This is a genomic window from Ruegeria sp. CF8 (assembly GCF_056537285.1).
In genome coordinates this window covers 779,622-804,285 of sequence record NZ_JBQFRG010000001.1, presented here as the reverse complement: position 1 = coordinate 804,285, position 24,664 = coordinate 779,622, and the positions used below count along the sequence as shown (strand labels likewise).

25 protein-coding genes are annotated in these 24,664 nt (G+C 57.6%); 12 read left to right on the top strand and 13 right to left on the bottom strand.

Annotated features, from left to right (window positions below):
- Positions 1–275 precede the first annotated feature (275 nt).
- Both ACR0EV_RS03925 and ACR0EV_RS03920 read right to left on the bottom strand, forming a co-directional pair.
- Positions 276–1,505, bottom strand: a complete 1,230-nt coding sequence (locus ACR0EV_RS03925; protein ID WP_480798882.1) for a sigma-54-dependent transcriptional regulator — start codon at positions 1,503–1,505, stop codon at positions 276–278.
- Positions 1,502–3,283: a sensor histidine kinase gene (locus tag ACR0EV_RS03920; RefSeq protein ID WP_480798881.1), complete on the bottom strand. Its 1,782-nt coding sequence runs from the start codon at positions 3,281–3,283 to the stop codon at positions 1,502–1,504. The genes ACR0EV_RS03925 and ACR0EV_RS03920 overlap by 4 nt, the downstream gene beginning before the upstream one ends.
- On the opposite strand from ACR0EV_RS03920, the gene ACR0EV_RS03915 reads away from it, so the two are divergent.
- Positions 3,282–4,463: a cytochrome P450 gene (locus ACR0EV_RS03915; protein WP_480798880.1), complete on the top strand. Its 1,182-nt coding sequence runs from the start codon at positions 3,282–3,284 to the stop codon at positions 4,461–4,463. The genes ACR0EV_RS03920 and ACR0EV_RS03915 overlap by 2 nt on opposite strands.
- Positions 4,464–4,497: 34 nt before the next feature.
- On the opposite strand, the gene ACR0EV_RS03910 is transcribed toward ACR0EV_RS03915, so the two are convergent.
- The gene (locus ACR0EV_RS03910; protein WP_480798879.1) at positions 4,498–4,980 is read right to left on the bottom strand and encodes an Lrp/AsnC family transcriptional regulator; all 483 of its coding nucleotides are present in this window, start codon (positions 4,978–4,980) and stop codon (positions 4,498–4,500) included.
- Between the two features lie 144 nt (positions 4,981–5,124).
- Here ACR0EV_RS03910 and cobA point away from each other — a divergent pair, with 144 nt between their 5' ends.
- The 7 genes from cobA (at position 5,125) to infC (ending at position 10,747) form a co-directional block, all read left to right on the top strand.
- A complete protein-coding gene (gene cobA, locus ACR0EV_RS03905; RefSeq protein WP_480798878.1) occupies positions 5,125–5,901 on the top strand; it encodes a uroporphyrinogen-III C-methyltransferase in 777 nt (258 codons plus the stop codon).
- Positions 5,901–6,215, top strand: coding sequence for a DUF2849 domain-containing protein (locus ACR0EV_RS03900; protein WP_171089731.1), 315 nt, complete (start codon positions 5,901–5,903; stop codon positions 6,213–6,215). The genes cobA and ACR0EV_RS03900 overlap by 1 nt, the downstream gene beginning before the upstream one ends.
- 66 nt (positions 6,216–6,281) lie before the next feature.
- Positions 6,282–7,946, top strand: a complete 1,665-nt coding sequence (locus tag ACR0EV_RS03895) for a nitrite/sulfite reductase (protein ID WP_480798877.1) — start codon at positions 6,282–6,284, stop codon at positions 7,944–7,946.
- Complete coding sequence (locus tag ACR0EV_RS03890) at positions 7,936–8,697, top strand: phosphoadenylyl-sulfate reductase (protein ID WP_480798876.1); 762 nt, start codon at positions 7,936–7,938, stop codon at positions 8,695–8,697. The genes ACR0EV_RS03895 and ACR0EV_RS03890 overlap by 11 nt, the downstream gene beginning before the upstream one ends.
- Positions 8,694–9,101 (top strand): DUF934 domain-containing protein, encoded by a 408-nt coding sequence (locus tag ACR0EV_RS03885; RefSeq protein WP_480798875.1) that lies wholly within the window; start codon positions 8,694–8,696, stop codon positions 9,099–9,101. The genes ACR0EV_RS03890 and ACR0EV_RS03885 overlap by 4 nt, the downstream gene beginning before the upstream one ends.
- Positions 9,102–9,207: 106 nt before the next feature.
- Positions 9,208–10,041, top strand: a complete 834-nt coding sequence (locus ACR0EV_RS03880; RefSeq protein WP_480798874.1) for a ferredoxin--NADP reductase — start codon at positions 9,208–9,210, stop codon at positions 10,039–10,041.
- 115 nt (positions 10,042–10,156) lie between these two features.
- The gene (gene infC, locus ACR0EV_RS03875; protein WP_480656813.1) at positions 10,157–10,747 is read left to right on the top strand and encodes a translation initiation factor IF-3; all 591 of its coding nucleotides are present in this window, start codon (positions 10,157–10,159) and stop codon (positions 10,745–10,747) included.
- Between the two features lie 68 nt (positions 10,748–10,815).
- On the opposite strand, the gene ACR0EV_RS03870 is transcribed toward infC, so the two are convergent.
- Together ACR0EV_RS03870 and ACR0EV_RS03865 are read right to left on the bottom strand one after the other, a co-directional pair.
- Positions 10,816–12,132 (bottom strand): aspartate aminotransferase family protein, encoded by a 1,317-nt coding sequence (locus tag ACR0EV_RS03870; RefSeq protein ID WP_480798873.1) that lies wholly within the window; start codon positions 12,130–12,132, stop codon positions 10,816–10,818.
- Entirely contained in the window at positions 12,129–12,902 is a 774-nt protein-coding gene (locus ACR0EV_RS03865) for a beta-keto acid cleavage family enzyme (RefSeq protein WP_480798872.1), read from the bottom strand. Before ACR0EV_RS03865 ends, ACR0EV_RS03870 begins: the two co-directional genes overlap by 4 nt.
- Positions 12,903–13,005: 103 nt before the next feature.
- On the opposite strand from ACR0EV_RS03865, the gene ACR0EV_RS03860 reads away from it, so the two are divergent.
- The gene (locus tag ACR0EV_RS03860) at positions 13,006–13,890 is read left to right on the top strand and encodes a MurR/RpiR family transcriptional regulator (RefSeq protein ID WP_480798871.1); all 885 of its coding nucleotides are present in this window, start codon (positions 13,006–13,008) and stop codon (positions 13,888–13,890) included.
- A 37-nt stretch (positions 13,891–13,927) separates the two neighbouring features.
- Here ACR0EV_RS03860 and ACR0EV_RS03855 read toward each other — a convergent pair whose 3' ends face one another.
- A complete protein-coding gene (locus ACR0EV_RS03855; RefSeq protein ID WP_480798870.1) occupies positions 13,928–14,929 on the bottom strand; it encodes a molybdopterin-binding protein in 1,002 nt (333 codons plus the stop codon).
- Positions 14,926–15,894: an XdhC family protein gene (locus ACR0EV_RS03850; RefSeq protein WP_480798869.1), complete on the bottom strand. Its 969-nt coding sequence runs from the start codon at positions 15,892–15,894 to the stop codon at positions 14,926–14,928. The genes ACR0EV_RS03855 and ACR0EV_RS03850 overlap by 4 nt, the downstream gene beginning before the upstream one ends.
- A 228-nt stretch (positions 15,895–16,122) precedes the next feature.
- Here ACR0EV_RS03850 and ACR0EV_RS03845 point away from each other — a divergent pair, with 228 nt between their 5' ends.
- Positions 16,123–16,623, top strand: a complete 501-nt coding sequence (locus tag ACR0EV_RS03845) for a hypothetical protein (protein ID WP_480798868.1) — start codon at positions 16,123–16,125, stop codon at positions 16,621–16,623.
- 4 nt (positions 16,624–16,627) lie between these two features.
- Here ACR0EV_RS03845 and ACR0EV_RS03840 read toward each other — a convergent pair whose 3' ends face one another.
- Positions 16,628–17,887: a vWA domain-containing protein gene (locus tag ACR0EV_RS03840; RefSeq protein WP_480798867.1), complete on the bottom strand. Its 1,260-nt coding sequence runs from the start codon at positions 17,885–17,887 to the stop codon at positions 16,628–16,630.
- A gap of 58 nt (positions 17,888–17,945) precedes the next feature.
- Positions 17,946–18,854 carry an AAA family ATPase gene (locus ACR0EV_RS03835; protein WP_480798866.1) on the bottom strand — a complete coding sequence of 303 codons (909 nt, stop codon included), beginning with the start codon at positions 18,852–18,854 and terminating at the stop codon, positions 17,946–17,948.
- A 161-nt stretch (positions 18,855–19,015) separates the two neighbouring features.
- Here ACR0EV_RS03835 and pyrC point away from each other — a divergent pair, with 161 nt between their 5' ends.
- On the top strand, positions 19,016–20,053 hold the full coding sequence (pyrC, locus tag ACR0EV_RS03830) for a dihydroorotase (RefSeq protein ID WP_480798865.1): 1,038 nt from the start codon (positions 19,016–19,018) through the stop codon (positions 20,051–20,053).
- Here pyrC and ACR0EV_RS03825 read toward each other — a convergent pair.
- The gene (locus ACR0EV_RS03825) at positions 20,050–21,342 is read right to left on the bottom strand and encodes an MmgE/PrpD family protein (protein WP_480798864.1); all 1,293 of its coding nucleotides are present in this window, start codon (positions 21,340–21,342) and stop codon (positions 20,050–20,052) included. The genes pyrC and ACR0EV_RS03825 overlap by 4 nt on opposite strands.
- Before the next feature lie 37 nt (positions 21,343–21,379).
- Entirely contained in the window at positions 21,380–21,826 is a 447-nt protein-coding gene (locus ACR0EV_RS03820; protein WP_171183625.1) for a type II toxin-antitoxin system RatA family toxin, read from the bottom strand.
- Positions 21,827–21,898: 72 nt separating this feature from the next.
- Here ACR0EV_RS03820 and hpt point away from each other — a divergent pair, with 72 nt between their 5' ends.
- Positions 21,899–22,441, top strand: a complete 543-nt coding sequence (hpt, locus tag ACR0EV_RS03815; protein WP_480798863.1) for a hypoxanthine phosphoribosyltransferase — start codon at positions 21,899–21,901, stop codon at positions 22,439–22,441.
- 21 nt (positions 22,442–22,462) lie between these two features.
- Here the strand turns inward: hpt and ACR0EV_RS03810 are convergent, their stop codons facing one another.
- Together ACR0EV_RS03810 and lipA are read right to left on the bottom strand one after the other, a co-directional pair.
- A complete protein-coding gene (locus tag ACR0EV_RS03810) occupies positions 22,463–23,605 on the bottom strand; it encodes an amidohydrolase (protein ID WP_480798862.1) in 1,143 nt (380 codons plus the stop codon).
- A complete protein-coding gene (gene lipA / locus ACR0EV_RS03805; protein ID WP_480798861.1) occupies positions 23,602–24,552 on the bottom strand; it encodes a lipoyl synthase in 951 nt (316 codons plus the stop codon). Before lipA ends, ACR0EV_RS03810 begins: the two co-directional genes overlap by 4 nt.
- Positions 24,553–24,664: the final 112 nt, after the last annotated feature.

Below are 24,664 nucleotides of genomic sequence, written 5' to 3'. Positions count from 1 at the left end.
TTCCAAGAAACAAGCGATCAGCGCCGGGTTGGCGCCGTATGGCGTGCAGTGAAGCGACTCAGCCGCAACCACACAACTTTTCCCTCTGGCGGTCAGACGGAGGTATTTATTCACGTAATTTCATTGCGTTACATCAAATCTAACACAACGCCAAGAATCACCTTTTCTTCAACGTGCGAAAATCCGCACACATGAAAATGCCACTTGTGCGGATTTCCGCACAATTTTCGAATCATCCATGCGAATCAATGTGGAGGTTCCGTTTGTCGGCTGAATTACCTCCGGTAATCCTCTGGTCGGATTTGGTAACGCGCCAACTTGTCATAAAAGGTCTTTCGCGGAAGCTTCAGCGCCTTTGCTGCCTCTGACGCCTTACCATTGTGCCGCCCCAGCGCCGCGATCAGCAGTGATCGTTCAACACGCGCCATTTGTTCACTGAGGCCCAGATCCGTAGCCTGCGCGACCTCTTCCGGCATCCCCAGAACAAAGCGCATCGCGGCGGACATGAGCGACCGCGCATTCCCCGGCCAGTCGCTGGCCATTAACACCGCCAGATGTTCAGAAGAAATCTCGGGAACCGGAATCCCTGCCTGCTCAGCTGCCTGCGCCACGTAGTGACGAAAGATAACGGGAATATCATCAGGCCGCTCTGCCAAAGATGGAATCCGAACGCGCATCACGTCCAGCCGATAGAAAAGATCGGCATTGAAACGGCCTTCGGCACTTAAGGCAGATAGATCAGCGGTGGTGCCAGCAATGATCCGACCATCCGGCCCTTGTTCGATCAGTTCAAGCGCCGCAAATTGCGTGGCCTGCGGCATGGCCGAAACCTCGTCAAGAAACAGCGACCCACCCGCTGCATCCTCACAACTGCGGGCCAGATCTTCGGGGCTGAGCGTCGAGGCCGGGCGTTTCACGAACGGCCCCTGCCCCACAGACGACATCAGGTGCACGACCTCAGCTACTTTTGAGATGCCACTGCCAGGAGGGCCAGTCACCAGAACTTCGGCCTGTGTGGGCGCAACGGCGCGAACCCTTTCGCGCAACGCCTCTGCCTGGGGCGACAGGCCAAACAGCAATCGTGCGGCCGGGTCACCGCGTTCGAGTTCGGATCTCATTGCCCTCTGCTCGATGACCTCGGACCGGGCTGCGAACGCACGCTCCAGCACATCCAGCAGATCGGACGCGGCACAGGGTTTTTCCAGAAAATCGAACGCGCCCTTACCCATTGCATCAACGGCCATGGGAACATCCCCTTCGCCAGTCAGAAGAATGACAGGAAGATCGGGATCGACCTCTCTTGCATAGCTCAAGAGATGGAATCCGTCCCGGCCCGGCATTCGGATGTCCGAAATTATGACACCGGGAAAGTCCGCTCGGATGTGATCTTTAACCGCGACAAAAGAGCCTGCCGTAGTGGGCTGAAAATCCGCCAGCTCCAGCGTTTGTGCCAAAGCCTCGCGCACGGCTGCGTCATCATCAACCAAAAGAACTTTTCGGGTCATGCCGCCTCGTCTTCCCGATAGTATTCCAACTCTACAGTAAACATCGCGCCCGTGGGCGCGTTGGTTCCACGAATGTTTCCGCCGAAACTCTGAACAAGCCCGTAAGAAATCGAAAGCCCCAGACCCATACCTTCGGACGAGCCTACGGCCTTGGTGGTGTAGAACGGCTCAAACAGCTTTTCCGTGTTTTCGATGCCGGGGCCTATGTCACGTACAGTGACCGAAAGCCTCTCGCCATTATTGATCACTATTTGAATAAGGCGTTCATCCTGCTGGCTCATCGCATCTGCGGCGTTGTTGATCAGGTTCACAAAGACCTGCACAAGCCTTACCTCACCACCCCAAGCGTAAACAGGCGCGTTTGGCGGTTGCCAATCCATGGCCACGTTTTCCGTGTTCAGCCTGGCTTCGGTCAGTTCAACGGCCGTATTCAGAACCTGCACCAAATCCACGCGCCCCATCGGTTCGCTTTCGTTACGGGCAAAGGCCCTCAGGTTCTTGATGATCCGCGCCATGCGCGCAGCCATCTCAGAAATACGGCCCAAGTTCTCGGCCGCTTTCTCGGGTTTTCCACGTTCCACGAAAGCCGTTCCATTATCCGCAAACTGTCTGATCGCCATCAGGGGCTGGTTCAGTTCGTGGCTGATCCCTGCCGACATCTGCCCCAGTGCACTGAGTTTGCCCGCTTGTACCAAATCCGCCTGCGCCCGCCGCAGCGCCGCTTCGGCTTCCTGTCGTTCCGCGACTTCCTTTTGCAAGCTGGTGTTTGCAATAGTCAGATCGAGGGTTCGTTTGGCCACTCGGCTTTCCAGAACCGCATTGGCTTCGGCCAGCGTCCGCCGCCGTTCCATCGCAAGAAAAAGCATTGCACCAAATGCCAAACAGATTGCCGCGACTGCTGCTGCCTGAAGTCGCGCTAGTTGCAGGGCTGGGGCCACGTCCACCAATACCTCGGCAGTCATATCGATGACCGGCAATTCGAGGGTAAGGTGCAAAGCGTCGCGCGGAAGATAGCGCCCCCAGTTCAATTGCCACAGCTCGTGCCCACCGACGTGTGTTGATGCAAAATCAACAATCGCGCCATTGGGCGGTGTAAGCCCTGCCTCTCCTTCCTGGCGAGACCAAAACAGCAGGTCCGACCTGTTCGAGATGAACACAACACCTTCTGCATCGACAAAGAAAACCGCCTCGGTACTGCCGCGCCACGTCTGCTCGACGTCCTGAACATCGGCAACGACCATCAGTGCGCCTTTGATCTGGCCAAAAGGGCCAAAAGCAGGCGCTGCGTAGGAGTAGATACGATCATCCCCTACGGGCGTCACTTCATGCGCACTGCCCAAGGCCCCCTGCATTGCACGACGGAAAGCGGGGTGTCCGGCCATATTTCGCTGAGACACCGGCTGCGCCGAAACCAAGACCTGCCCGTTTTGGTCCAGGTACATCATGTTGACTGCCGACGTCTTGTCTGCAACGTCCAACAAAATTGCCTGAGCTTGTCGTATGTTGGCTTGTTGATCTAATTCTTGCAGAATCGGATGGGTCGCCATCAGCACTGCAAGTTCTTGATACACCTGCATTTGCGTGCTCAGCCGGTCGGCCGCCAGTTCAAGGTCTGCTTCGGCTTTTTCGCTCAGCTGAGACAATGCCTGACGGTAGCCATAAGACCAGACGAATCCGGACAGTACTCCGACGGCAAGCAAAAAACCGGCTATGAACCAAACCCTGTGCATATACAGGGTCTTGCATTCAACGCCCCGCGTGGCAAGTGTGCGTCGCATGAAGTCGCTCTCACAATCCCCGATAGAACCGGGTTTCGTCCAGAACCCCTATCCGTTTTATGACACAGCCCGACAAGCCGGAGACCTGTTCTATTGGACTGATTACGGCATGGTTGCCGCTGTATCCTGCGAGGCCGTGCGCACCTTGCTGAAGGATCGCCGGTTCGGGCGCGAAGTTCCGCCCGAGCACGCCACACAAGTCCCTGCGCATCTGGCCCCATGGCTGTCGGTCGAGGCACATTCGCTGCTTGAAGCCGAGCCACCACGGCACACGCGTCTGCGGGCGTTGGTCATGCGGGCCTTCACGTCGCGGGCGATTACGGCATTGCAGCCTTCGATTGAAACCCTTTGTCACGATCTGATCCGGGACTTCCCACAAGAGCCGTTTGACCTTTTGCATGCCTATTGCACTCAGGTCCCCGTGATTACGATCTGTCGTCTGCTGGGAGTACCCGAAGAAATGGCACCGGACTTGCTGCGCTGGTCGCACGACATGGTCGCAATGTACCAAGCCAATCGAACGCGGGACACCGAAGACAAGGCTGCACAATCGGCGCAGGAATTCACCACGTTTCTGGAAGACTATATCGACCAGAGGCGACGTGATCCGCGTGACGATCTGATTACACGACTGATCGCTGCAGAAGAAGAAGGCGAGAAACTTTCCCGAGAGGAGTTGGTCGCGACCTGTATTCTGCTGTTGAATGCCGGTCACGAGGCAACAGTGCACTCCTTGGGGAATGGGGTCAAAACCTTACTGGAAACGCAAACAGACCCAAGCGTCTTACGACCAGACAAGATTGACTCAACCATCGAAGAAATCCTGCGTTATGACCCGCCCTTGCACATGTTTACGCGCTATGCCTACGAGGACGTCGAGATCTTCGGGCATAGATTCAAACGCGGCGATCAGGTTGCTTTGTTGCTGGGGGCCGCGAACCGCGACCCCGCCGTCTGGCAAGAGCCAAATACATTCCGCCCCACGCGGTCCATCGATGTGATCACCAGCTTTGGTGGCGGAATCCACTTCTGCGTTGGTGCGCCTTTGGCACGGTTGGAAATGCGCATCGCGCTTCCAATCCTGTTCGATGCCTGTCCAGATCTACGACTGGCCGCGCCCCCGACTTATTCGGACAGCTATCATTTTCATGGCTTGGAGCAGGTTTTGGTGCAAATCTGAAGGCGCGTTTCCAACTTTCTGACCGCCCGCGTCGCTATACCTTTTCAACCAATGCGTTCAACGGCAGCATTGTGGTGGATTTGATTTCTTCCATCGACAAAAGCGCCGTGACGTTGTGCACCCGCACCTCTGAAATCAGTGATTGATAGAAAACGTCGTAGGCGCGGGCATTCTTGACCCTGACTTTGAGGATATAGTCGATGTCGCCAGCCAGCCTGTGTGCCTCTTGCACTTCGGGGTGATCACGCAACGCTTTCAGAAATTTGCGTTGCCATTCGGCCTCGTGCTCGGACGTACGGATCAAGACAAAGAATGTTGCCTCGAATCCAAGCGCTTCGGCGTCCAGCAAAACTGTTTGCTGACCAATGATACCAGCGCCTTTGAGCTTACGGATACGATTCCAAACCGGGGTCTTGGAACTGCCTACACGGGCCGCTATTTCATCCAAAGACTGACCTGCATCACGTTGCAGCTCGGCCAGAATTTTCCGATCCGTTTCGTCTATTCGAACCGACATTCCAGTTTTCCTTCCAATTCGAGGTTTTCGTTCCAAATCTCAACACAAATGGAACAAATGTTCTTATTTGACCGCCCATATGGCGCTTTAGTGGGAATATTTCCTATATTGGAGGTCAAGTCAAACCCCACCCGAGACGATCCAATGCAGGACATGCTCACAATCAGATCCAAAGGACATGTCGACTTTGTCGGCGCCGGTCCCGGTGATCCCGAATTGCTGACGCTCAAAGCGCTCACCGCGTTTGAGCAGGCTGATATCGTTCTGCATGACCGCCTGATCAGCGCACCTGTGCTGGATCTGGCCGGCCAAACCGCAGAACTGGTTGATGTCGGCAAAGCCGGGTTTGGTCCATCCTGGAAGCAAAGCGATATTGATGCGCTTCTGGTGGACTATGCCCAAAAGGGCAAGCGCGTGGTACGCCTCAAGTCAGGGGACCCAACCGTGTTTGGTCGTCTGGATGAAGAAATCGAAGCGGTCGAGGCCGCCGGCATTGACTGGCAGATCATCCCCGGCATTACAGCTGCATCTGCGGCTGTTGCAACCATTGGGCAAAGCCTGACCCGTAGGGGCCGCAACTCTTCCGTGCGGTTTCTGACCGGGCACGACATGAAAGGCTTTGCCGATCACGACTGGGCCGCGCTGGCGCGCGCAGGATCGGTTGCTGCGATTTACATGGGGAAGAAATCGGCCCGTTTCATCCAAGGTCGCCTGATCATGCATGGCGCGGACCGCGCCACTCCGATCACGCTGGTCGAAAACGCCTCGCGCCCGAACCAACGCATTCTGGCCACCACATTGGACAAATTGCCGACTGATTTGGCCGCCGCCGAAATGGACGGCCCGGCCCTGACTTTCTATGGCCTAGCCCCGCGCGAAGCGGCGCAGGCTGTGACCGAATTCAATAAGGAGCTTGCCTGATGGCCCGCGCTTTTACCCCCAAAGTCGTCACCGCAAATGATCTGCTGGAAGGTGATGTCATTTATCAAACCGAAGATGACCGCTGGTCGCGCGATCTTTCCGATGCGGAATTGATCACCGACGAAGCTCACGCTCAGGTGCGTCTGCTGGATGCCGCGCGCCAGGCCAACAAGATTGTGGGTGCCTATCTGGCTGACGCTGTCGCTGGCGAACACGGCCCCGAGCCCACTCATTTTCGGGAAGACTTCCGCCGGACTGGTCCGTCCAACTATGCCCACGGCAAACAGGAATCTTCCTCGCAGCCCCGGGCCTGATCCAAGGCCCTCTCTCTCCCCTTCTATGGCCCCAAGGTTCGGGGCTGCAACCAAGGACAGCTAGACATGTATCGCTACTCCGAGTTTGACCACGAGTTTCTGGCAGAGCGCAACGCACAGTTCCGCGCCCAGGTCGAGCGCCGCATTGACGGGTCGTTGACCGAAGACGAATTCAAACCCCTGCGCCTGATGAACGGCCTGTATCTGCAGCTGCATGCTTACATGCTGCGGGTCGCCATCCCGTATGGCACCCTGTCCAGCGCGCAGATGCGCCAATTGGCCTTGCTGGCCGAAAAGTGGGACAAGGGCTATGGCCATTTCACCACCCGTCAGAACATTCAGTACAACTGGCCCAAGCTGAAAGATGTGCCAGATATGCTGGACGCGCTGGCCGAGGTGAACATGCACGCGATTCAAACCTCGGGGAACACCATCCGCAATGTGACAGCAGACCACTTTGCCGGTGCCGCCGCGGATGAGATCGCTGACCCGCGCCCTTACGCAGAATTGTTGCGCCAGTGGTCGACAGACCACCCGGAATTCCAGTTCATGCCGCGTAAGTTCAAGATCGCCATCACCGGCAGCGAAAACGACCGCGCCGTGATCAAGGCCCATGACATTGGCCTTCAACTGGTCGAGCGTGATGGTGTTCTGGGTGCTCGTGTGATCGTGGGCGGAGGTCTGGGCCGGACCCCAATGATCGGCAAGGAACTTTCCGAATTTGTCGCGTTTGACGACCTGCTGGCTTACCTCGAAGCCACCGTTTCGGTTTGGAACCAGATCGGCCGCCGTGACAACAAATACAAGGCGCGTATCAAGATCACTGTGCATGAGCACGGCATCGACGCCATCCGCGCCAAAGTGAACGAACGCTTCCTGCAGGTCCGCCCGCAGTTCAAAGGCGCAGACATGAACCTGCTGGAAGAGATCAAGGGGCACTTTGCAGCGCCTGCCTTCCGAACAGGCTCGGTTGCGTCCTTTGAGTCGGCTTACACCAACGATCCGGTCTTCCGGTCGTGGGTCGATACCAACATCGCGCCACACAAGAACGCGGACCACGCGATTGTCACGATTTCGATCAAAAAGCACGGCGCGACACCGGGCGACGCAACGGCCGAGCAGATGCGCGTTATGGCGGATCTGGCCGAAGAGTTCGCCTATGACGAGCTGCGCATCAGCCATGAGCAGAACGTGATCCTGCCGCATGTCCACAAATCGGACCTGCCCGCGATCCACGCGAAGCTGAAGGAGTACGAGTTGGCCACCGCCAATATCGGCCTGATCAGCGATATCATCGCCTGCCCCGGCATGGACTACTGCGCGCTGGCCACGGCACGCTCGATCCCGGTTGCGCAGCAGATCGCAACCCGCTTTGATGAACTGAAGCTGGAGCATGACATTGGTCACCTGAAAATCAAGATCTCGGGCTGCATCAACGCATGTGGTCACCACCACGTGGGCCATATCGGCATTCTGGGCCTGGATCGCGCGGGCGTTGAAAACTACCAGATTACTCTTGGCGGTGACGGCACCGAGACAGCGGCCGTTGGCGACCGCACTGGTCCGGGTTTTGCCTATGATGAAATCGTGCCCGCCGTAGAGCGCATCGTCGACACCTATCTGAACCAGCGGGAGAGCGCCGAGGAGGAATTCCTTCAGACATACCGTCGTGTTGGCATGGCTCCGTTCAAAGCAGCCCTCTACCCCGAGGCGCAGGCGAATGCCGCTTGACCTGATCCAGACGGAACTGGGCAAAGACCGCAGCGAACTGACAGAAAAGGTCGAAGCGCTGAACGCCCGGTTCCGGCACCATTCTGCGCATGACGTCATGCACGGCGCGCTGGAGGAAATTGACAAATTGGCTCTGGTCTCAAGCTTTGGGGCCGAGTCTGTTGTGTTGCTGCACATGGCAGCGGTGGTCGACAAGATGACCCCGGTGCTGTTCGTGGACACGCAGATGCTATTCACCGAAACGCTGGAGTATCAGCAGGAGGTCAGCGAGCGTCTGGGCCTGAAGAACGTCCAAATCATCCGTGCAGATGATGAGGATGTTCAGCGTGACGACCCTTATGGCGCATTGCGTCTGCGGGATACGGATGCGTGCTGCAACCTGCGCAAGACCTTCCCGCTGCAAAAGGCCTTGATGGGCTATTGCGGCTGGATCACGGGGCGAAAACGGTTTCAGTCGGGCACGCGCGCCGCGCTTGACTTTTTTGAGGTCGAGGACGGCACGGGCCGGATCAAGGTCAACCCGCTGGCCCATTGGGCGCCCGAAGACGTGCGCACCTACATGGACGAAAACAATCTGCCCCGGCACCCGCTGGTGGCCAAAGGATACCCTTCGATCGGCTGTGCGCCCTGCACCTCGCCTGTCAAAGAGGGCGAAGACCCCCGCGCCGGGCGCTGGCGCGACCAGAACAAGGAAGAATGCGGCATCCATTTTGTCGATGGCAAGATGATGCGCGCCGGAGAGAAAACATGAACGTAATCGTAACGGATGAGGGCTTTTCGCCCGATGACTGGACCGACGGCTTTGTCACTCTGGACGATGCCGCCAATGATGTGGTCGCGCTGGACGTCGCCTCGGACACCGACCCGGATGAACTGATTGACCGTTTGGGCAGTGCCAAGATGGTGCGCGTGGACTTCCCGTCCTCTGCGGATGGGCGCGGTTTTACCATTGCGCGCGTCCTGCGCCTAAAAGGCTATAAAGGCCGCCTGCGCGCCAAAGGCCACGTGCTGGCGGACCAATACGCCATGGCCCGCCGCAGCGGATTCGATGAGGTGGAAATCGATCACGCCCTTGCAGACCGTCAACCCGAAGATCAGTGGCTGGCGCGTTCCAATTGGCAAGACAACAACTATCAGGCCCGCTTGCGCGGTTAATACCGCTATCGCCAGCTTGTGATGCAAGGGGGCAATCTGTCCCCTTTTCCTGACTTGGATCAAAGATTAAACGGAGATGTCGGTTTAGCTGACCGGTAGTGAAATGATGACAGAGATGAAATCCGTGACTGAAGCAACCGCCGTAAAGGCCCCCGTTCTGCCAGATGCCCAGACTGTCACCGAGGTGAAGCATTGGACCGACAGCCTGTTCTCGTTCAAGGTCTCGCGCCCGGCCTCGCTGCGCTTCCGTTCGGGCGAGTTTGTGATGATCGGCCTTTTGGGCGACAACGGCAAACCGTTGCTGCGCGCCTATTCGATTGCGTCGCCGTCCTGGGATGAAGAATTGGAGTTCTATTCGATCAAGGTTCAGAACGGCCCGTTGACCTCGAAATTGCAACACATCAAGCCCGGCGATCAGATCATCCTGCGACCCAAGCCCGTCGGCACCCTGGTGCACGATGCGCTGTTGCCCGGCAAACGCCTGTGGTTCTTTGCCACCGGCACAGGCTTTGCACCCTTCGCGTCGCTGCTGCGTGAACCGCAGACCTATGAGGACTATGACGAGGTCATCATCACCCACACCTGCCGCGAAGTGGCAGAACTGGAATACGGCCGTCAGCTGATCGAAAACATCCGTCAGGACGAACTTCTGGCTGAGCTGATGGGCGAAGGCTTTGCGGATAAGATCCGCTACTACCCCACCACCACCAGGGAAGACAGCCCCAAGATGGGCCGCATCACCACCCTGCTTCAGGACGGCACCGTGTTTGAAGATCTGGGCATTGAAGGCGGTATCAAGCCTGAAACCGACCGCGCGATGGTATGTGGATCGTTGGCCTTCAACCTGGATATCAAAGAAATCCTCGAAGGGTTCGGCTTGCGCGAAGGCGCAAATTCCGACCCGAAGGAATTCGTGATCGAAAAAGCCTTTGTCGGGTAATTCCAATTTGCGTTCGGGGCTTTCCGGCTCTGAACGCGAAGAATGCCCGATAAAACAAGTTTTTTCACATCATCCTGTATTTATGCCGCTTGAAGTGCGGCGCAGCCCGGTTTAAATTCCGGGCTCGAAATTCTGCAATTATCAAAGGAATGAACCCATAGCTCGCAGACCTCACAACGCGCCGCCTCAACGTGAAACCGGCCCGCGCGTCAATGACAGAATCCGTGCCCCCGAAATTCGCCTGATTGGTGCAGAAGGTGAAAACGTCGGGGTGGTTCATCCCGCCAAAGCCATGCAACTTGCGGCCGATGCCGGCCTTGACCTTGTCGAGATTTCGCCCAATGCGAACCCGCCGGTCTGCAAGATCATGGATTTCGGCAAATACAAATACGAACAGCAAAAACGCGAAAGCGAAGCCCGCAAGAAGCAAAAAGTCATTGAGGTGAAAGAGGTCAAGTTCCGACCCAACACTGACACCCATGACTACGACGTCAAGATGAAGAACGTCGTCAAATTTCTTGAGAAAGGTGACAAGGTCAAAGTCACGCTACGGTTCCGCGGACGTGAAATGGCGCACCAAAACCTGGGTCGCGAATTGTTGGAGCGTGTGGCCGAGGACATCAAAGAAATCGGCAAAGTTGAAAACATGCCGAAGATGGAAGGCCGTCAGATGATCATGATGATCGGCCCGCTTCCGCAGAAATAGGCCGAACACAGGCTGCAAGATCACAGGCTCTCGCTTAATTGGTGAGAGCCTTTTCGTTTCAGCTGCTGTCAGATGACTGCGCTCAACGCCCGTTCCAATTTGCCGACAAGTTCGTCAATCTGTGCGCCTTCGATAATAAAGGGCGGCGCCAGCAGAATATGATCACCGTTGCGGCCATCCCGCGTTCCCGCCATCGGATAACAGATCAAGCCTTCGGCCATTGCGGCCTTTTTCACCTTTGCGGCGATGCCCAAGGACGGATCGAACGGAGCCTTGGTGTCCCGATCCGACACAAGTTCGATCCCGCGGAAGAGGCCCCGCCCGCGTAGATCGCCAACATTCGGGTGCTGACCAAACGCAGCCTCTAGGGCCGATTGCACTTTGTCTCCCATGACCCCAGCGCGGGCTGGCAAATCCCGTTCCGTCAGCTCACGGACCACCGCGAGCGCGGCAGCTGTGGCAACCGGGTGACCGATATAGGTGTGCCCATGTTGGAAAAACCCGGACCCATCCCGAATTGCATCATAGATCACGCCAGTACACAGCATGGCTCCAATCGGTTGATATCCAGCCCCTAAGCCTTTGGCGATGCATAGAATATCCGGCGCGATGCCGTCATAATCGCATGCAAACAGGTGACCTGTTCGCCCCATGCCGCACATCACCTCATCCAGGGTCAACAGCACGCCATATTGGTCGCAGATTTCCCGGATACGTTTGAAATACCCTTCAACTGCAGGAACTGCACCAAGCGTTGCGCCAACCACCGGTTCTGCCATAAACGCCATAACGGTCTCGGGCCCAAGACGCAGGATTTCGGCCTCAAGCTCATTGGCAACGCGCTGACCATAGTCAAAGCTGCTCTCGCCCTCGGGTTTTTCGGCGTATTCGTAACAGGCCGAGATGTGCGTCATCTCGATCAGCATAGGCGCGAACTGAGCCCGTCTCCATGCGTTGCCCCCGGCTGACAAAGCGCCCAGCGTATTGCCGTGGTAACTTTGTTTGCGCGCGATGACATGCCGGCGCTCGGGCTGACCGATTTCAAGGAAATACTGACGCGCCAGTTTGATTGCAGCCTCAGTTGCCTCGGACCCGCCCGATACAAAATAAACCCGGTCCAAATCTCCCGGCGCGTGCTGGATCAACAGGTCCGCCAGCGCCTCAGCCGGTTCAGAGGTCATGAAACCGCTATGGGCAAAGGCGATCTGCTCCACCTGATCCTGCACGGCGCGGATCACCGCAGGATTGGAATGCCCCAGACAAGACACCGCCGCGTCACCGCAGTCCAGGTAGCGCTTGCCTTGCGCATCGATCAGATAGCAGCCGTCCCCACCTGCGGCGACGGGCAGGTCCGATTTGGTGTGGCGTGGGAATACGTGACTCATGTCCTGGCCTTTCCAAGCAGTTCAACCAAAGCCGCGACCGAAGCCGCATTATCCGCCCACGGCGTGCCATCCGGCCCCGTCAGGCTGTTTTCAAATCCGACACGCACATCGCCCCCGCGCCGCGCTGCTTCGGCCAGACAGGCGTGTTCCTGATCGCCAAACGCGCAGACCATCCAATGGTTTTGACAATCCGGGAAGGCATCCAGATCTGCCGGTACGGATTGCTGACCTTCGCTATAGCGTCCCAGAACTAGCAACCGATCCGTCTGATCCTTACGAACAATGCCATCGTGTTGCCACTGGTCCAAAAGCCGTGCGTCTTCTGCATCGTACAGAATATGCTGCACCCGCGTTCCCTGATCGGCACAGAGCGCATAGACACGCGACGCAAGGTCCGGGTCGCGCGCAATCTCTCGTACAGAAATCGACGCCCAGTCCGGTTGCACCTGTTCCAGGCAGGCAAGCTGCGCGGGAACGTCAAAGACACCTGCCGCTTCGGTTGTGATTTGAACATCCAACCCCGGCGCGATGCGGCGCAATTCGGCGATCATTTCCAGATACGTTCCAGCATCCAGCGAATGTTGACCATTCGCGCCCCGCACATGAACATGAACCCCATGTGCTCCGGCAAGATGGCAGGCCCGTGCGGTTTGGACGATCTGATCTATCGTGACCGGAAGGGCAGGATGATCTGCTGCAGTCCGCCGCGCGCCATTGGGCGCTACCAGGATATAGGGGGTGTTGTCGTCGTCAGCGGGATTGGGTTTCATCTGTTCTTTCCTCTTACAAGGTTGCAGCTAGTCTCCACTCAATTCGTTTTCAATTTACGCTTTAGAAAACATATGTTTTATTTTGGCCATGACCCCTACCCTGATGGCACTCACGGATCAGTTAAGGCGCGAGATCGACCAGATGCCTGCGCAAATGCAGGTCGCGGCAAAGTATGTTGTCGATCATCCTGGCGACTTCGGACTGAACCCGATCCGCGAAACCGCCGACAGGATCGGCATCAGTTCAAACGTGTTGGTGCGGCTTGCACAGCGCATGGGCTTTGACAGCTTCGACGCATTTCGCCAACCGTTTCGCCGCGCCCTGACAACTGACAGCGAAGACCGGCTGGGGCAAGGCTGGTTGGAGCCTCCGGCAGGGCAAGACCCGTTTCATCTGGCGCAGGTCAAATTCGCTCAGAACGAGATGAATGTTGTGTCGCGATCCCTGCGACTGATGGATCCGCTTCTGACACAACACGCCATTGGGCACATGGTTTCCGCGCGGCGCTGTTACGTGACCGCGACCCGGTCCAGCCACGCGCTGGCATATTACTTTCATTACGCAGGCCGCATGGCCCATCCCGGATTGCAGCTGGTGCCCCGTCACATGGGCTCAGCAATTGACGACTTGGTCGAGGCCACAGCTGGGGATTGTCTGTTCGCCATCACCGTCCATCCCTATTCCGCCGATACGATCCAGTCGATGCGATTTGCCCGCGACCGGTCCATGCGCATAGTGTTGCTGTCTGATAGTGAGATAATCGCGCCCGGGGTCGAACCGGATGTGGTGCTGCCCGTCAGCACCCGCACTCTGCATCCACTTTCAAGCTTCTCGGGCGCTATGGCCGTGTTGGAATGTTTGCTCGGGCATCTTTTTGAGGCCAGCGGCAAAGAGGCCCGGGACCGCGTGGAACAGTACCAAAAAGCACGGGAAGATACAGGGGCTTATTGGCGGCCCGGCGTTTTACCAAAACTCAGGAAACCATGAAATCTTGCTGCGTCGCGGTCCGCTCGCAGGGACACGGTTAGGTTTTGCGTTTGGCACGGGGCTGCGGTCTGGTTGGAATTTCCTTAAGCAGTCCTCCAACCCCCATGGCAGCAATATCTGCACCGGTGGTCTCAACCCCACACGCGATCCGGGACAGAACCCAATCGGCACCGTTCAACGCCGGAGAGCGCGCACAACCCGGCAATCCAATGACCGGGCGATCCTGCAATGCACCCAAAAACAACAGGTTCCCGGGATCCACCGGCATTCCAAAGCGGTCCACCTGCCCGCCAGCCAGACGCACGGCCGAAGGCGCCACATCTTCCGGGTCCGACGTCGCAGACCCTGTCAGGATCATCAGCACCTCGCCATCGCTTTGCGAGACCGCTTTGGCCAGAGCATCGGTCCGGTGCGGAACGATCTGAACGTCACACAACTCCATGTCCAGCAACTCGACCCGGCCCCGAATAGCTGCGATCCCCTTCTCGTTCGACGGTCCACCCGGAATGTCCGTCACGATCAGCCCTGCTGTTTGGTGAACCGGACGCGCCAGACGGATTGCGCCCTGCGCCAACGCGACCGCGCGTTGGACATCCTCCTCGGGCACGGCATAAGAGATGACCTTGATGGTCGCCACCATGCCACCTGGTCCCATCTGCTGATGCTGCGGAACCGTGGCCACGGTGATCATCGGATTGACCTGATTGAAACGCTCAAGTGCGGCGATATCCAATATGGCCACACCCGGCCCATCCGCCAAAAGGTTGACCCGCCCTGTAAACGCCTCGGTCACGCGCAAGTTGGCTGCGGCAGCGTCAGGCGCAAGGGCCGCCGCCAAGGCATGTGCGGCTTCGTCTTCGTGGCAATCACCGGGCTCAAGTTGTGCGACGATGACTTCGCTCAGCCCAGCTTGAGCCAACTGCGCGACATGTTCAGCCTCCAACGCCAATCCTTTGCGCAGCTTTCGTCCATCTGCCGTCACCGAATGCGCTAGAATCGCCCCTTCTGCCTGCGCTACGGAAACCGGGCCAAACTTCATGCCTTGCCTCGCAAGACCGCCGTCATCTGAGCCAGAATGGCCACAGCGATTTCCGCAGGTCCCGCAGCACCGATATCCAGCCCGATCGGGCCGTGAATTCCGGAAATCTGTTCCTCGGTAAACCCAGCGCTTTTCATGCGTTCCACGCGCTTGGCGTGGGTGCGCGTCGAGCCCAAGGCGCCGATGTAAAAAACACCGGCGTCCAGTGACGCCTGCAACGCCGGGTCGTCCAGCTTGGGGTCATGGGTCAGCAAGACAATGGCGGTGCGCGCGTCCAGCCCAAGCTTGGCGACCGCTTCGTCCGGCCAATCAGTCAGGATCGTTTCCCCCGGAAAACGCGCGCTGGATGCAAAAGCATCGCGCGGATCGATGATGGCCGGATCATAACCCGCAATGCGGGCCATCGGCACCAGAGCCTGTGCGATATGAACGGCCCCCACAACGATCAGACGTAAAGGCGGGTTGTGAACCGCCACAAAGGTTTCACCGTCTTCTTCAAAGCCAGACCGGTCCATGCGCAGGCGTTCCGCATAAACGTTGCGGCGCAAAGCCCTGTGTCCGGTGTTTGTATTCACCTCATACGCCACCGGCTCGCGCGCGGCGCGCGCTGCAACCAGTTCGGCCAGCATGGGCTCGGGCAGGACCTTTCCAATGGGTTCAACGAGAACTCGGATCGTTCCACCGCAGGCCAGCCCCACGGCAAACGCATCCTCGTCACTGACGCCAAATTCCAAAAGCCGGGCTTCGCCTTCGTCCAATGCTTCCAGCGCTTCGACAATCACCGCGCCTTCCACACACCCACCGGATACAGAACCTTCAATCCGCCCGTCGCCGCCGATCACCAGTTGGGACCCAACGCGTCGTGGCGCGCTGCCCCAGGTTTCGACAACTGTGGCCAAGGCCGCGCCCCGCCCGCTGCGGTGCCAGTCCAAAGCCGTTTCCGGGCCGTTGTCGAATCGCTCCATCAAACCCTCCAGATGTCACCCGTTTCCAACATAGGCAGGTTTGACGCGAAGAAAAGCGCAGCTGTCTTGCCAAAAGGTCTATGTCCGTTCTTTTTCAGAGCTTTCAAAGCCTGAGCCACATTCAACAAATCATAGGATTGATTGTTAGGTGTCAGGGTTCTAGCTTGCACATGCAACCGGTGTTTTACCGGACCGCATATCCAAATTTTTTATATCGGAGACAAGCAGTTGAAACGTTTTTTGACACTGGGTGCTGCAGTAGGTCTTTTGGCCTCGACAGCGGCATGGGCTGACACATTCGAACGTTACGGAGAGGTCGAGGGCTGGAAAGTCTTCATCGATAATGAACGGAAATCCTGCCTGATCGAGGCCGTTGACGATGCGGAAAACGTCGTACAGATGGGTCTGACCGAAGATCGCAGCGTCGGTTATGTCGGCGTGTTCACCAAAGCCGACACCGATATCAAACGGGGCGAGACGCAAGAGGTTGCCATCCTGATTGGTGACAACATCTACCTGGGTGAGGCCACTGGTATGAAGGGTAATATCACCAAGGGCTATTCAGGCGGCTACATTCTGTCGGACAACCCTCAATTCGCAGACGATCTGGCCAAGAAAAAGGTCATGATCGTGTTCCCCGAGACCGCATATGCCTTCACTGTTGATCTGACCGGCACTTACAAAGCCATGGAAATGGCGCGTAAGTGCAATGAAGAGCAGTTGTCGTAATCGACTAACCGGAAAGCGCGGCCATCAGCCGGGCTTTCTGACCCTGGTCGTCGGGTTCTGAAATCACGGCGGCCAGGTCTTCGAGTGAGGCAATGGAATGCCCTGCTCGGAAACTGTCCACATGCGGCAGCATTGTCGCCACGCCTTGCGCTTTTGGGGCGAACCCGTCCCAACGCAACAGCGGATTCAGCCAGATCAGACGTCTTGAAGACAGGTGCAGGCGCTCGATCTCTTTCTGCAGAACCTTGGGTTCGCCCCGCTCCAACCCATCCGAAATAAGCAAGACAACCGCCCCCTGCCCCATGACACGGCGAGACCAATCTCGGTTGAATTGATGCAGGCAATCTCCAATGCGCGTGCCACCTTCCCAATCCTGCGCCTCGGCCCCGGCGGCGGCAAGCGCTGCATCCACATCCCGTTGACGCAAGTGTCGGGTGATGTTGGTCAGGCGGGTACCGAATGTGAAGGCATGAACTTTGGCCCAGCCCGCGCCCTTGGCGTTCGACACCGTATGCAGGAAATGCAGGATGATCCGGCTGTATTGGCTCATCGATCCCGAAATATCACACAGCGCCACAAGGTTGGGCCAGCGCGGTTTGGGCTGTAGCCTTGAGATATCGCGCAGTTCACCGCCTTGCCGCATCGCTGCGCGCAAGGTGCGGGCTCGGTCGATACGGTGCCCAAGATGGCTGGTCTGTCCCCGGCGGGACTCGATGGGTTTGACCGGCAGTGTCATCCGCGCCAAGACGCGTTTGGCTTGCGCAATTTCGGCCGTGCTCATCTGTTCAAAATCCAGATTGCGCAGTCGTTCCTCGGATGACGCAGTCTGAGTGGCGTCAATCTCGATTTCGGTTTCACCTTCATCTTGTGTGGCGGGTTCAGGCATATCCCGTTCGACGCCGTCCAACAGTGCCTCTGCCGCCCGTTTTTCGCCCGCATCCGCTTTACGCTCTTCCTGCACGCCGCGAATGGCGGGCAGCATCATGGCCATCATATGTTCCATGTATCGCGGATCACGCCAGTACATTCGGAAGACTTGCGCAAACACCGTGCGGTGTTCCGAGCGGTTCACGAAACAGGCGTGCAGCGTCCAATAAAAGTCTCGTTTCTCAGTAAACCCTGCCGCCTGCACAGCGTTGATGGCATCAATCACGCGCCCCGGGCCAATCGGTAAACCCGCCTTTCTGAGGGCACGGGCGAAGTGCGTGATATTCTGTGCCAGCTTCGGGTTGTCCGGTATGTCCAGAGGAAGTTGTTCTGCCATCAGCACACATGGGGGCTCAGCCCCCATACCCCCGGAGTATTTGGGAAAAGGTGAAGCATCAGGCCGGTTCGAGGGTGGCTTTGGCCTCGTCCAGAATGCGTTTCGCCTCGGACCCTTGCAGTTTTTGGATGTCATCCTGGTATTTCAGGATTGCGCCCAGTGTGTCTCCGATCACCTCTGGGCTGAGGTTCATCACATCCAGCGCCAGCAGGCATTTGGCCCAGTCAATGGTCTCGGCCACGCCGGGTTTCTTGAAGAGGTCCTCGGTGCGTAGCCGTTGAACAAAAGCGACTACCTCACGGCTGAGCGCGTCTGCCGCTTCGGGTGCGCGGGCGTGCAGGATTTCAATCTCGCGCTCGAAATCGGGATAGTCGACCCAATGGTACAAGCAGCGTCGTTTAAGCGCATCGTGCACCTCGCGCGTCCGGTTTGACGTTACGATGACAACGGGCGGCTCGGGCGCTTTGACGGTGCCGAGTTCCGGGATCGTGACCTGAAAATCGCTGAGAGCTTCCAGCAGGAAGGCTTCAAATGGTTCATCGGTGCGGTCCAGTTCGTCGATCAGCAGAACCGGCGCGCCATGTTCATCAGGCCGCATCGCTTGCAACAAGGGGCGTTCGATCAGGTATTCGTCTGAGAACAATTCCGCCTGAAGCGCGCTTCGGTCCGCCCCGCCCGACGCCTCAGCCGTACGGATCGCCACCATCTGCGCGGGAAAGTTCCATTCGTAAACGGCGGAGGACGCATCCAGACCTTCGTAGCATTGCAGGCGGATCAGGCGACGATTTAACCCCGCGGCCAGCGCTTTGGCGATCTCGGTTTTCCCAACGCCCGCTTCACCTTCCAGAAACAGCGGTCGGCCCAGTTTCAACGACAGAAAAACAACAGTCGCAAGGGCGCGTCCGCAGACATAGCCCTGGGCTCCCAACATCTGCTGTACGGCATCAATTGAATTTGGTTGCGTCATGGACCCCTCTCTCCTTAGCGGACAAACAGGTCATGCACCGACCTGCGCGTCAAGACCTCGTGCCGCGACACAGCTACGACGTTCGGGTTGGTTGACAAGTTTTTTCACCAACGCGTGCGGTCGCGGTTGGTCTTTTTCAACAGCTATGCTAGCGGAAGCCCATGACCGATACCCTCACGATCCGCCGCCCCGACGACTGGCATCTGCACCTGCGCGATGGCGCCATGCTGCAGGCCGTTCTGCCCGAAACTGCACGCCATTTTGGCCGTGCGATCATCATGCCCAATCTGGTGCCACCCGTGGTGACCGGTGCGCACGCCGCAGCATATCGCGACCGCATCATGGCCGCGCTGCCCGACGGTATGACGTTTGAGCCGCTGATGACACTGTATCTGACCGAGGATACGGACCCGGACGATCTGGCGGATGCCCACGCAAGCGGATTGGTCAAGGCCGTAAAGCTGTACCCCGCAGGGGCTACGACCAATTCCCATTCCGGTGTGCGGAACTTTGACAACGTTCGTCCTGTACTGGAGCGTATGGCCGAGATTGGGCTGCCCCTGTGTGTGCATGGCGAAGTCACCGATGCTGAGATCGACATTTTCGACCGTGAGGCCGTGTTCATCGACCGTGTACTGGACCCGATCCGCAAGGCCACTCCGGGTCTGCGCGTGGTTATGGAGCATATCACCACCCGCGACGGTGTTCAGTATGTCAAAGCCAATGAGGCAGACCTGGGCGCGACGATTACCGCGCATCACCTGATCATCAACCGCAACCATATTCTGGTCGGTGGGATCAAACCGCATTATTACTGCCTGCCCGTCGCCAAACGCGAAGAGCATCGGTTGGAGTTGCTGAAAGCCGCGACCTCGGGCGATCCGCGCTATTTCCTTGGCACCGACAGCGCGCCGCATACGGATGACAACAAGGAAATGGCCTGTGGCTGTGCTGGTTGCTTTACGGCGACCAACACCATGTCCCTGGTGGCCGAGATGTTCGACCGCGAAGGCGCATTGGACAAACTGGAAGGCTTTGTTTCGCTGAATGGGCCCGCGTTCTATCGCCTGCCCGTGAACGAGGACACCATCACGCTGACCAAGGGCGAGCCGGTCGTATACCCCGACAAGATCGACACAAAAGATGGACCCGTTACCGTTTTCGACGCTGGCTTTCCATTGCACTGGCGCGTGATCTAACCCGCCAGTTTGGCGGCCAGATCGCGGGCGCGGCCACCGGTGCGCAGCATCGACCAGATCGCGTCCGCCTCATCCGCTCCGATCAGCTTTGCGGCTTTGGTACGTACACGATCCTCGCGGTCAGACAGTGACATTGGGGTCAGCAGATCATGCGTTGCCTCACGACGAATACCGTCGCGGCGCAGCAAGGCCAAATGCGCCTGTGTCTCTGACATGCTTTCATCTGCTTCGACCGTGATACGGTCGCGCAAAGACTTAAGGCGTGGGTCGGCGCAAACCTTGTCCGTATAGCTGCCGGGTAAGGCGGTATCGTATCCCAAGGCCTGCATCGCGATGACCGTGCGATATGAGAATTTAGCCCCTAACCCAGTTGTAGGTGTCTGCTGATTGCACACACTCATCCAGCGCGGATGGGTTTTGATCTTGATCTCGGCCACTTCAGGCTCGGCGATGTCCAATTCCCGCGCTGCTTCGAGCGCGGCGTGCAAGCCGTGGCAACAGGCATGAAACTTGTGACTGACGCTTTCGAACAACCATTCATCGCCTAAACCGTCCAGCGCGCTTAAATCCGACGCGCCTTGATGGGTTGCACCAAAACCAAAAGGCCCTTCCAGCGCGTCTGCGTTCGCTCGAAAACAGTGCTGAACCAGCAAAGCTGTTTCGATCCCGGCTGACGCCGCAATGCCCGCGTTATAAGGTTTGCCCATCGTGCCAAACTGCGCCTTCAGCCCGGCTGCACGGGTGGCAGTCAGACCCAGAACGGATCGCATCTGACCCGCATCGAAGCCCAACAACCGCCCGGCGGCGACGCCGGCCCCAAATGCGCCGGACGTGGCTGTCTGATGAAACCCAACCTGGTAGTGGCCGCGACCCAACCACAGGCCAACGCGAATTGAGGTTTCCATCCCAATCAAAGCGGCTTCGAGCAAATCGACCAGAATACGATCATCCCACTCGGCCACAGCAAGTGCCGCCGGAAGGATGGCAACAGACGGATGCCCGATATGGGCAAAATGCGTGTCGTCATAATCCAGCGCATGAGACACGGTGCCATTCACCAGCGCGGCTCCGCGCAATGGCGCTTCGCCTCCGCCAAATAGATGGGCCTGTGCCTGGCCACCCTCGTCCAGAACCATCTTGCGAATGATGGATGAGACAGGTTCGTTCGCACCCGCTCGACCAACCGCAACCCAGTCCAGCATGGACAGAGACGTCACAATCCGCGCCTGAGATGTTGTTGAAATCGGTCCCGCCGCAAACGCGGCCAATGATGTAGTGAAATCCGTCATGGGCGCAGTCTAGCGAGCGCAATTGCCGCGTAAAGACCTAGCCGTAGAGTTCTTGGGCGCGCGCCTCGAACGCACGTACAATCCTTTGCATGGCTTCGTTGAACACGACGCCAATGATCCCCTGCAGAATCGCGTTCTTGAACTCGAAATCCACGTGGAAGGAAATGTTGCAGCCTCCATCAGGCGCATCCTCGAATTGCCAGTCGGACTTCATGTATTTGAAGGGGCCATCCAGATACTCGGTATCGATCTTCTTCTGGTCCGCAAACAGCGTTACCCGGCTGCCAAAACGCTCGCGGAATACTTTGAACGAGATGACCAGATCAGCTTCCATCACCTGCGCCTCGCCCACAGCATAGGTCTTGCGAATACGAGCTGCAGCGCACCAGGGAAGAAACTGCGGATACTTGGCCACGTCAGCCACCAGATCATACATCTGCTGGGCGGTGTATGGCAGGTGTCGGGTTTCCGAATGGATAGGCATGGCGTCCGGTATTTGCAGGTGACAATGGCGCGTCATGTCGTATGTTGCGCGCCAAAGATCAAGGGGGCTGCGATGACTGACCGCGCATATGTGATAGATGAGATGATCTCGGCCAAGGCCATCGCTGCCAGAATTGAAGAGCTCTGTCGCGAGATCACAGCAGAATTCGGCAACACCGACAAGCTTGTTGTCGTGGGCTTGTTGCGCGGCAGTTTCGTTTTCATCGCCGATCTGGTCCGCGAACTGGATTTACCCATCGAAGTGGATTTCCTTGAGGCGTCATCCTACGGTGACGCTATGGAAAGCAGCCGGGAAGTGCGTATTCTCAAAGACTTGCGCGGCGCAATTGAAGGACGTGATGTGCTGGTCGTTGAAGATATCGTGGATACCGGTCACACACTGAATCACGTCACAAAACTGCTTCAAAGCCGTAAACCCGCACGCCTGAAATCCATTGCCCTGCTCGACAAACCCAGCCGTCGCGAGGTGGATTTCCGGTCAGACTGGATCGGGTTTGAAATTCCGGATGAATTTGTGGTCGGTTACGGCATCGACTACGCGCAAAGAAACAGAAACCTACCCTTTATCGGAAAGGTTCGGTTCACCGAAGGCTGAACGGCGTTTAAAAGCTGAGTCTTATCCCAAAATCTGCCGAATGGACGAGATGAAGATTCCCGTGCCCACAGGTATCAACTTATCAGGAAAATCGTAGTCCGGATTGTGCAGTTGGGGATGATCCCGTCCTGATCCCAACCAGAACATGGCGGCTTTTGCGCTTTTGCCAAACTGCCCAAAATCCTCGGAAAATCGCTGCGGCTGATCGACCAACCGGCATTCAATTCCCTGATCGGCACAGGCTTGCTTTAGAACTGAGACGGTTTCCAGATGATTGACGCAAGACTCGAACACCTCATCATAGGAAATCTCCACCGAAAGCCCTTCGGCCTGCGCGGTCTCACGGACCATCGCTTCGGCGTCAGTCATCAGTCGCGTCATCCGCCGGTCCGAGACTGTGCGCAGCGTCACCCACAATTCAGCCCGTCCGGGGGCAACACCCACAGTACGCTCGCCCAGATTGGCGTGCGTGACGGTGGTTAAGGCGTAGTCATCGTTCAAGTGACCGCCTGCCCCCAAACCAGCCAAGGCTGGCATCAGTTCGGCCAAGGCACCCGCAGGTGAAACGCCATCCTGTGGGGCCGCCGCGTGCGAGGTCTTACCCGTCAAAACAATCTGCATACCACGCGAAGCACAATTTGCAGGGCCAGTACAGAGTTCGACTGTTCCAAGTTTCAACCCTGGTAGATTGTGCAAGGACAAAACTATATCCGGAGAGATCCCGGCAAACTGGGGGTCTGCCCGGAACGCAACCGCGCCATGCCCCGTCTCTTCGGCGGGCTGAAAAATCAGAACGACACGGCCGGATTTCGGGCGTTTGCCACCTAAAGCGTCAGCAACGCCCAGCACCATAGTCATATGGCCGTCATGGCCGCAGAGATGCCCTTTGCCATCTGTTTGCGAGACATACGGCAGATCAGATACTTCCTGGATCGGAAGGCCATCCAACTCGCACCGAATGGCCAGAGTTGGCCCCGGTTGCCCGCTTTCGAAAATACCGGCAACACCGTGTCCGCCGATGCCCGTCAGAACACGATCAGCTCCGGCTTCGCGCAATAAATCAGCGACACGCGCCGCAGTTTGCACCTCCTGCCCCGAAAGTTCCGGGTTCTGGTGCAATTCACGGCGCAGGCGGGTCAGCCTTGCGACAAGATCCGGGGTCACGCTTGCTGTAGCTTTTCTTGACGCGCGGCCCTCAGACGGGCGAAATCGTCGCCCGCGTGATAAGACGACCGGGTCAACGGTGTTGCCGACACCATCAGGAAACCTTTTCCATAAGCCGCCTTTTCGTAAGAGGCAAACTCTTCCGGCGTGACGAAGCGATCCACACCGTGGTGCTTTGGTGTCGGTTGCAGGTACTGACCAATGGTCAAAAAATCGATATCTGCGGCGCGCATGTCATCCATGACCTGACGCACTTGTTGTTCGTCTTCGCCCAATCCAACCATGATACCGGATTTTGTGAAGATCGACGGGTCCAGCTCTTTCACACGTTGCAGCAAACGCAGCGAGTGAAAATACCGCGCGCCGGGACGGACCTCGGGGTACAAACCCGGAACGGTTTCCAGATTGTGGTTGAACACATCAGGTTTCGCCTGAACGACAACCTCCAGCACTTCCGGTTCACATTTCAGAAAATCCGGTGTCAGGATCTCGATCGTGGTCTTTGGGGAACGGTGGCGCACGGCGCGAATGGTCTGCGCGAAATGCTCAGCTCCACCGTCACTCAGGTCATCGCGGTCCACCGACGTAATAACAACGTGGTTCAGGCCCAGCTTTTCAACCGCATGTGCCACGCGACCCGGTTCAAACGCATCCAACTCGTCAGGGCGCCCGGTGGCAATGTTGCAAAAGGTACAGCCGCGCGTACAGATCTCACCCATGATCATCATGGTGGCGTGACCCTGGCTCCAGCATTCGCCGACATTGGGGCAACCCGCTTCTTCACAAACCGTCACCAGATTATTGTCACGCATGATCTTGCGGGTGTCCGCGTAGCCCTTGCCGCCCGGTGCCTTGACCCTGATCCAGTTCGGCTTTTTGGGTTGCGCGTTATCCGGGCGATGCGCTTTTTCCGGATGGCGTTGTTCGGGGATCTTGAGATCTCGCACGGCTGGTTTCCTGACTTTGGGTCAACTTTGTGTACCTATAACATAAACAAGTCGCCATTGTTACACCAGCGACGCATAGCCGCTATGCGCGTATTTTCCGAAAATAAACTGA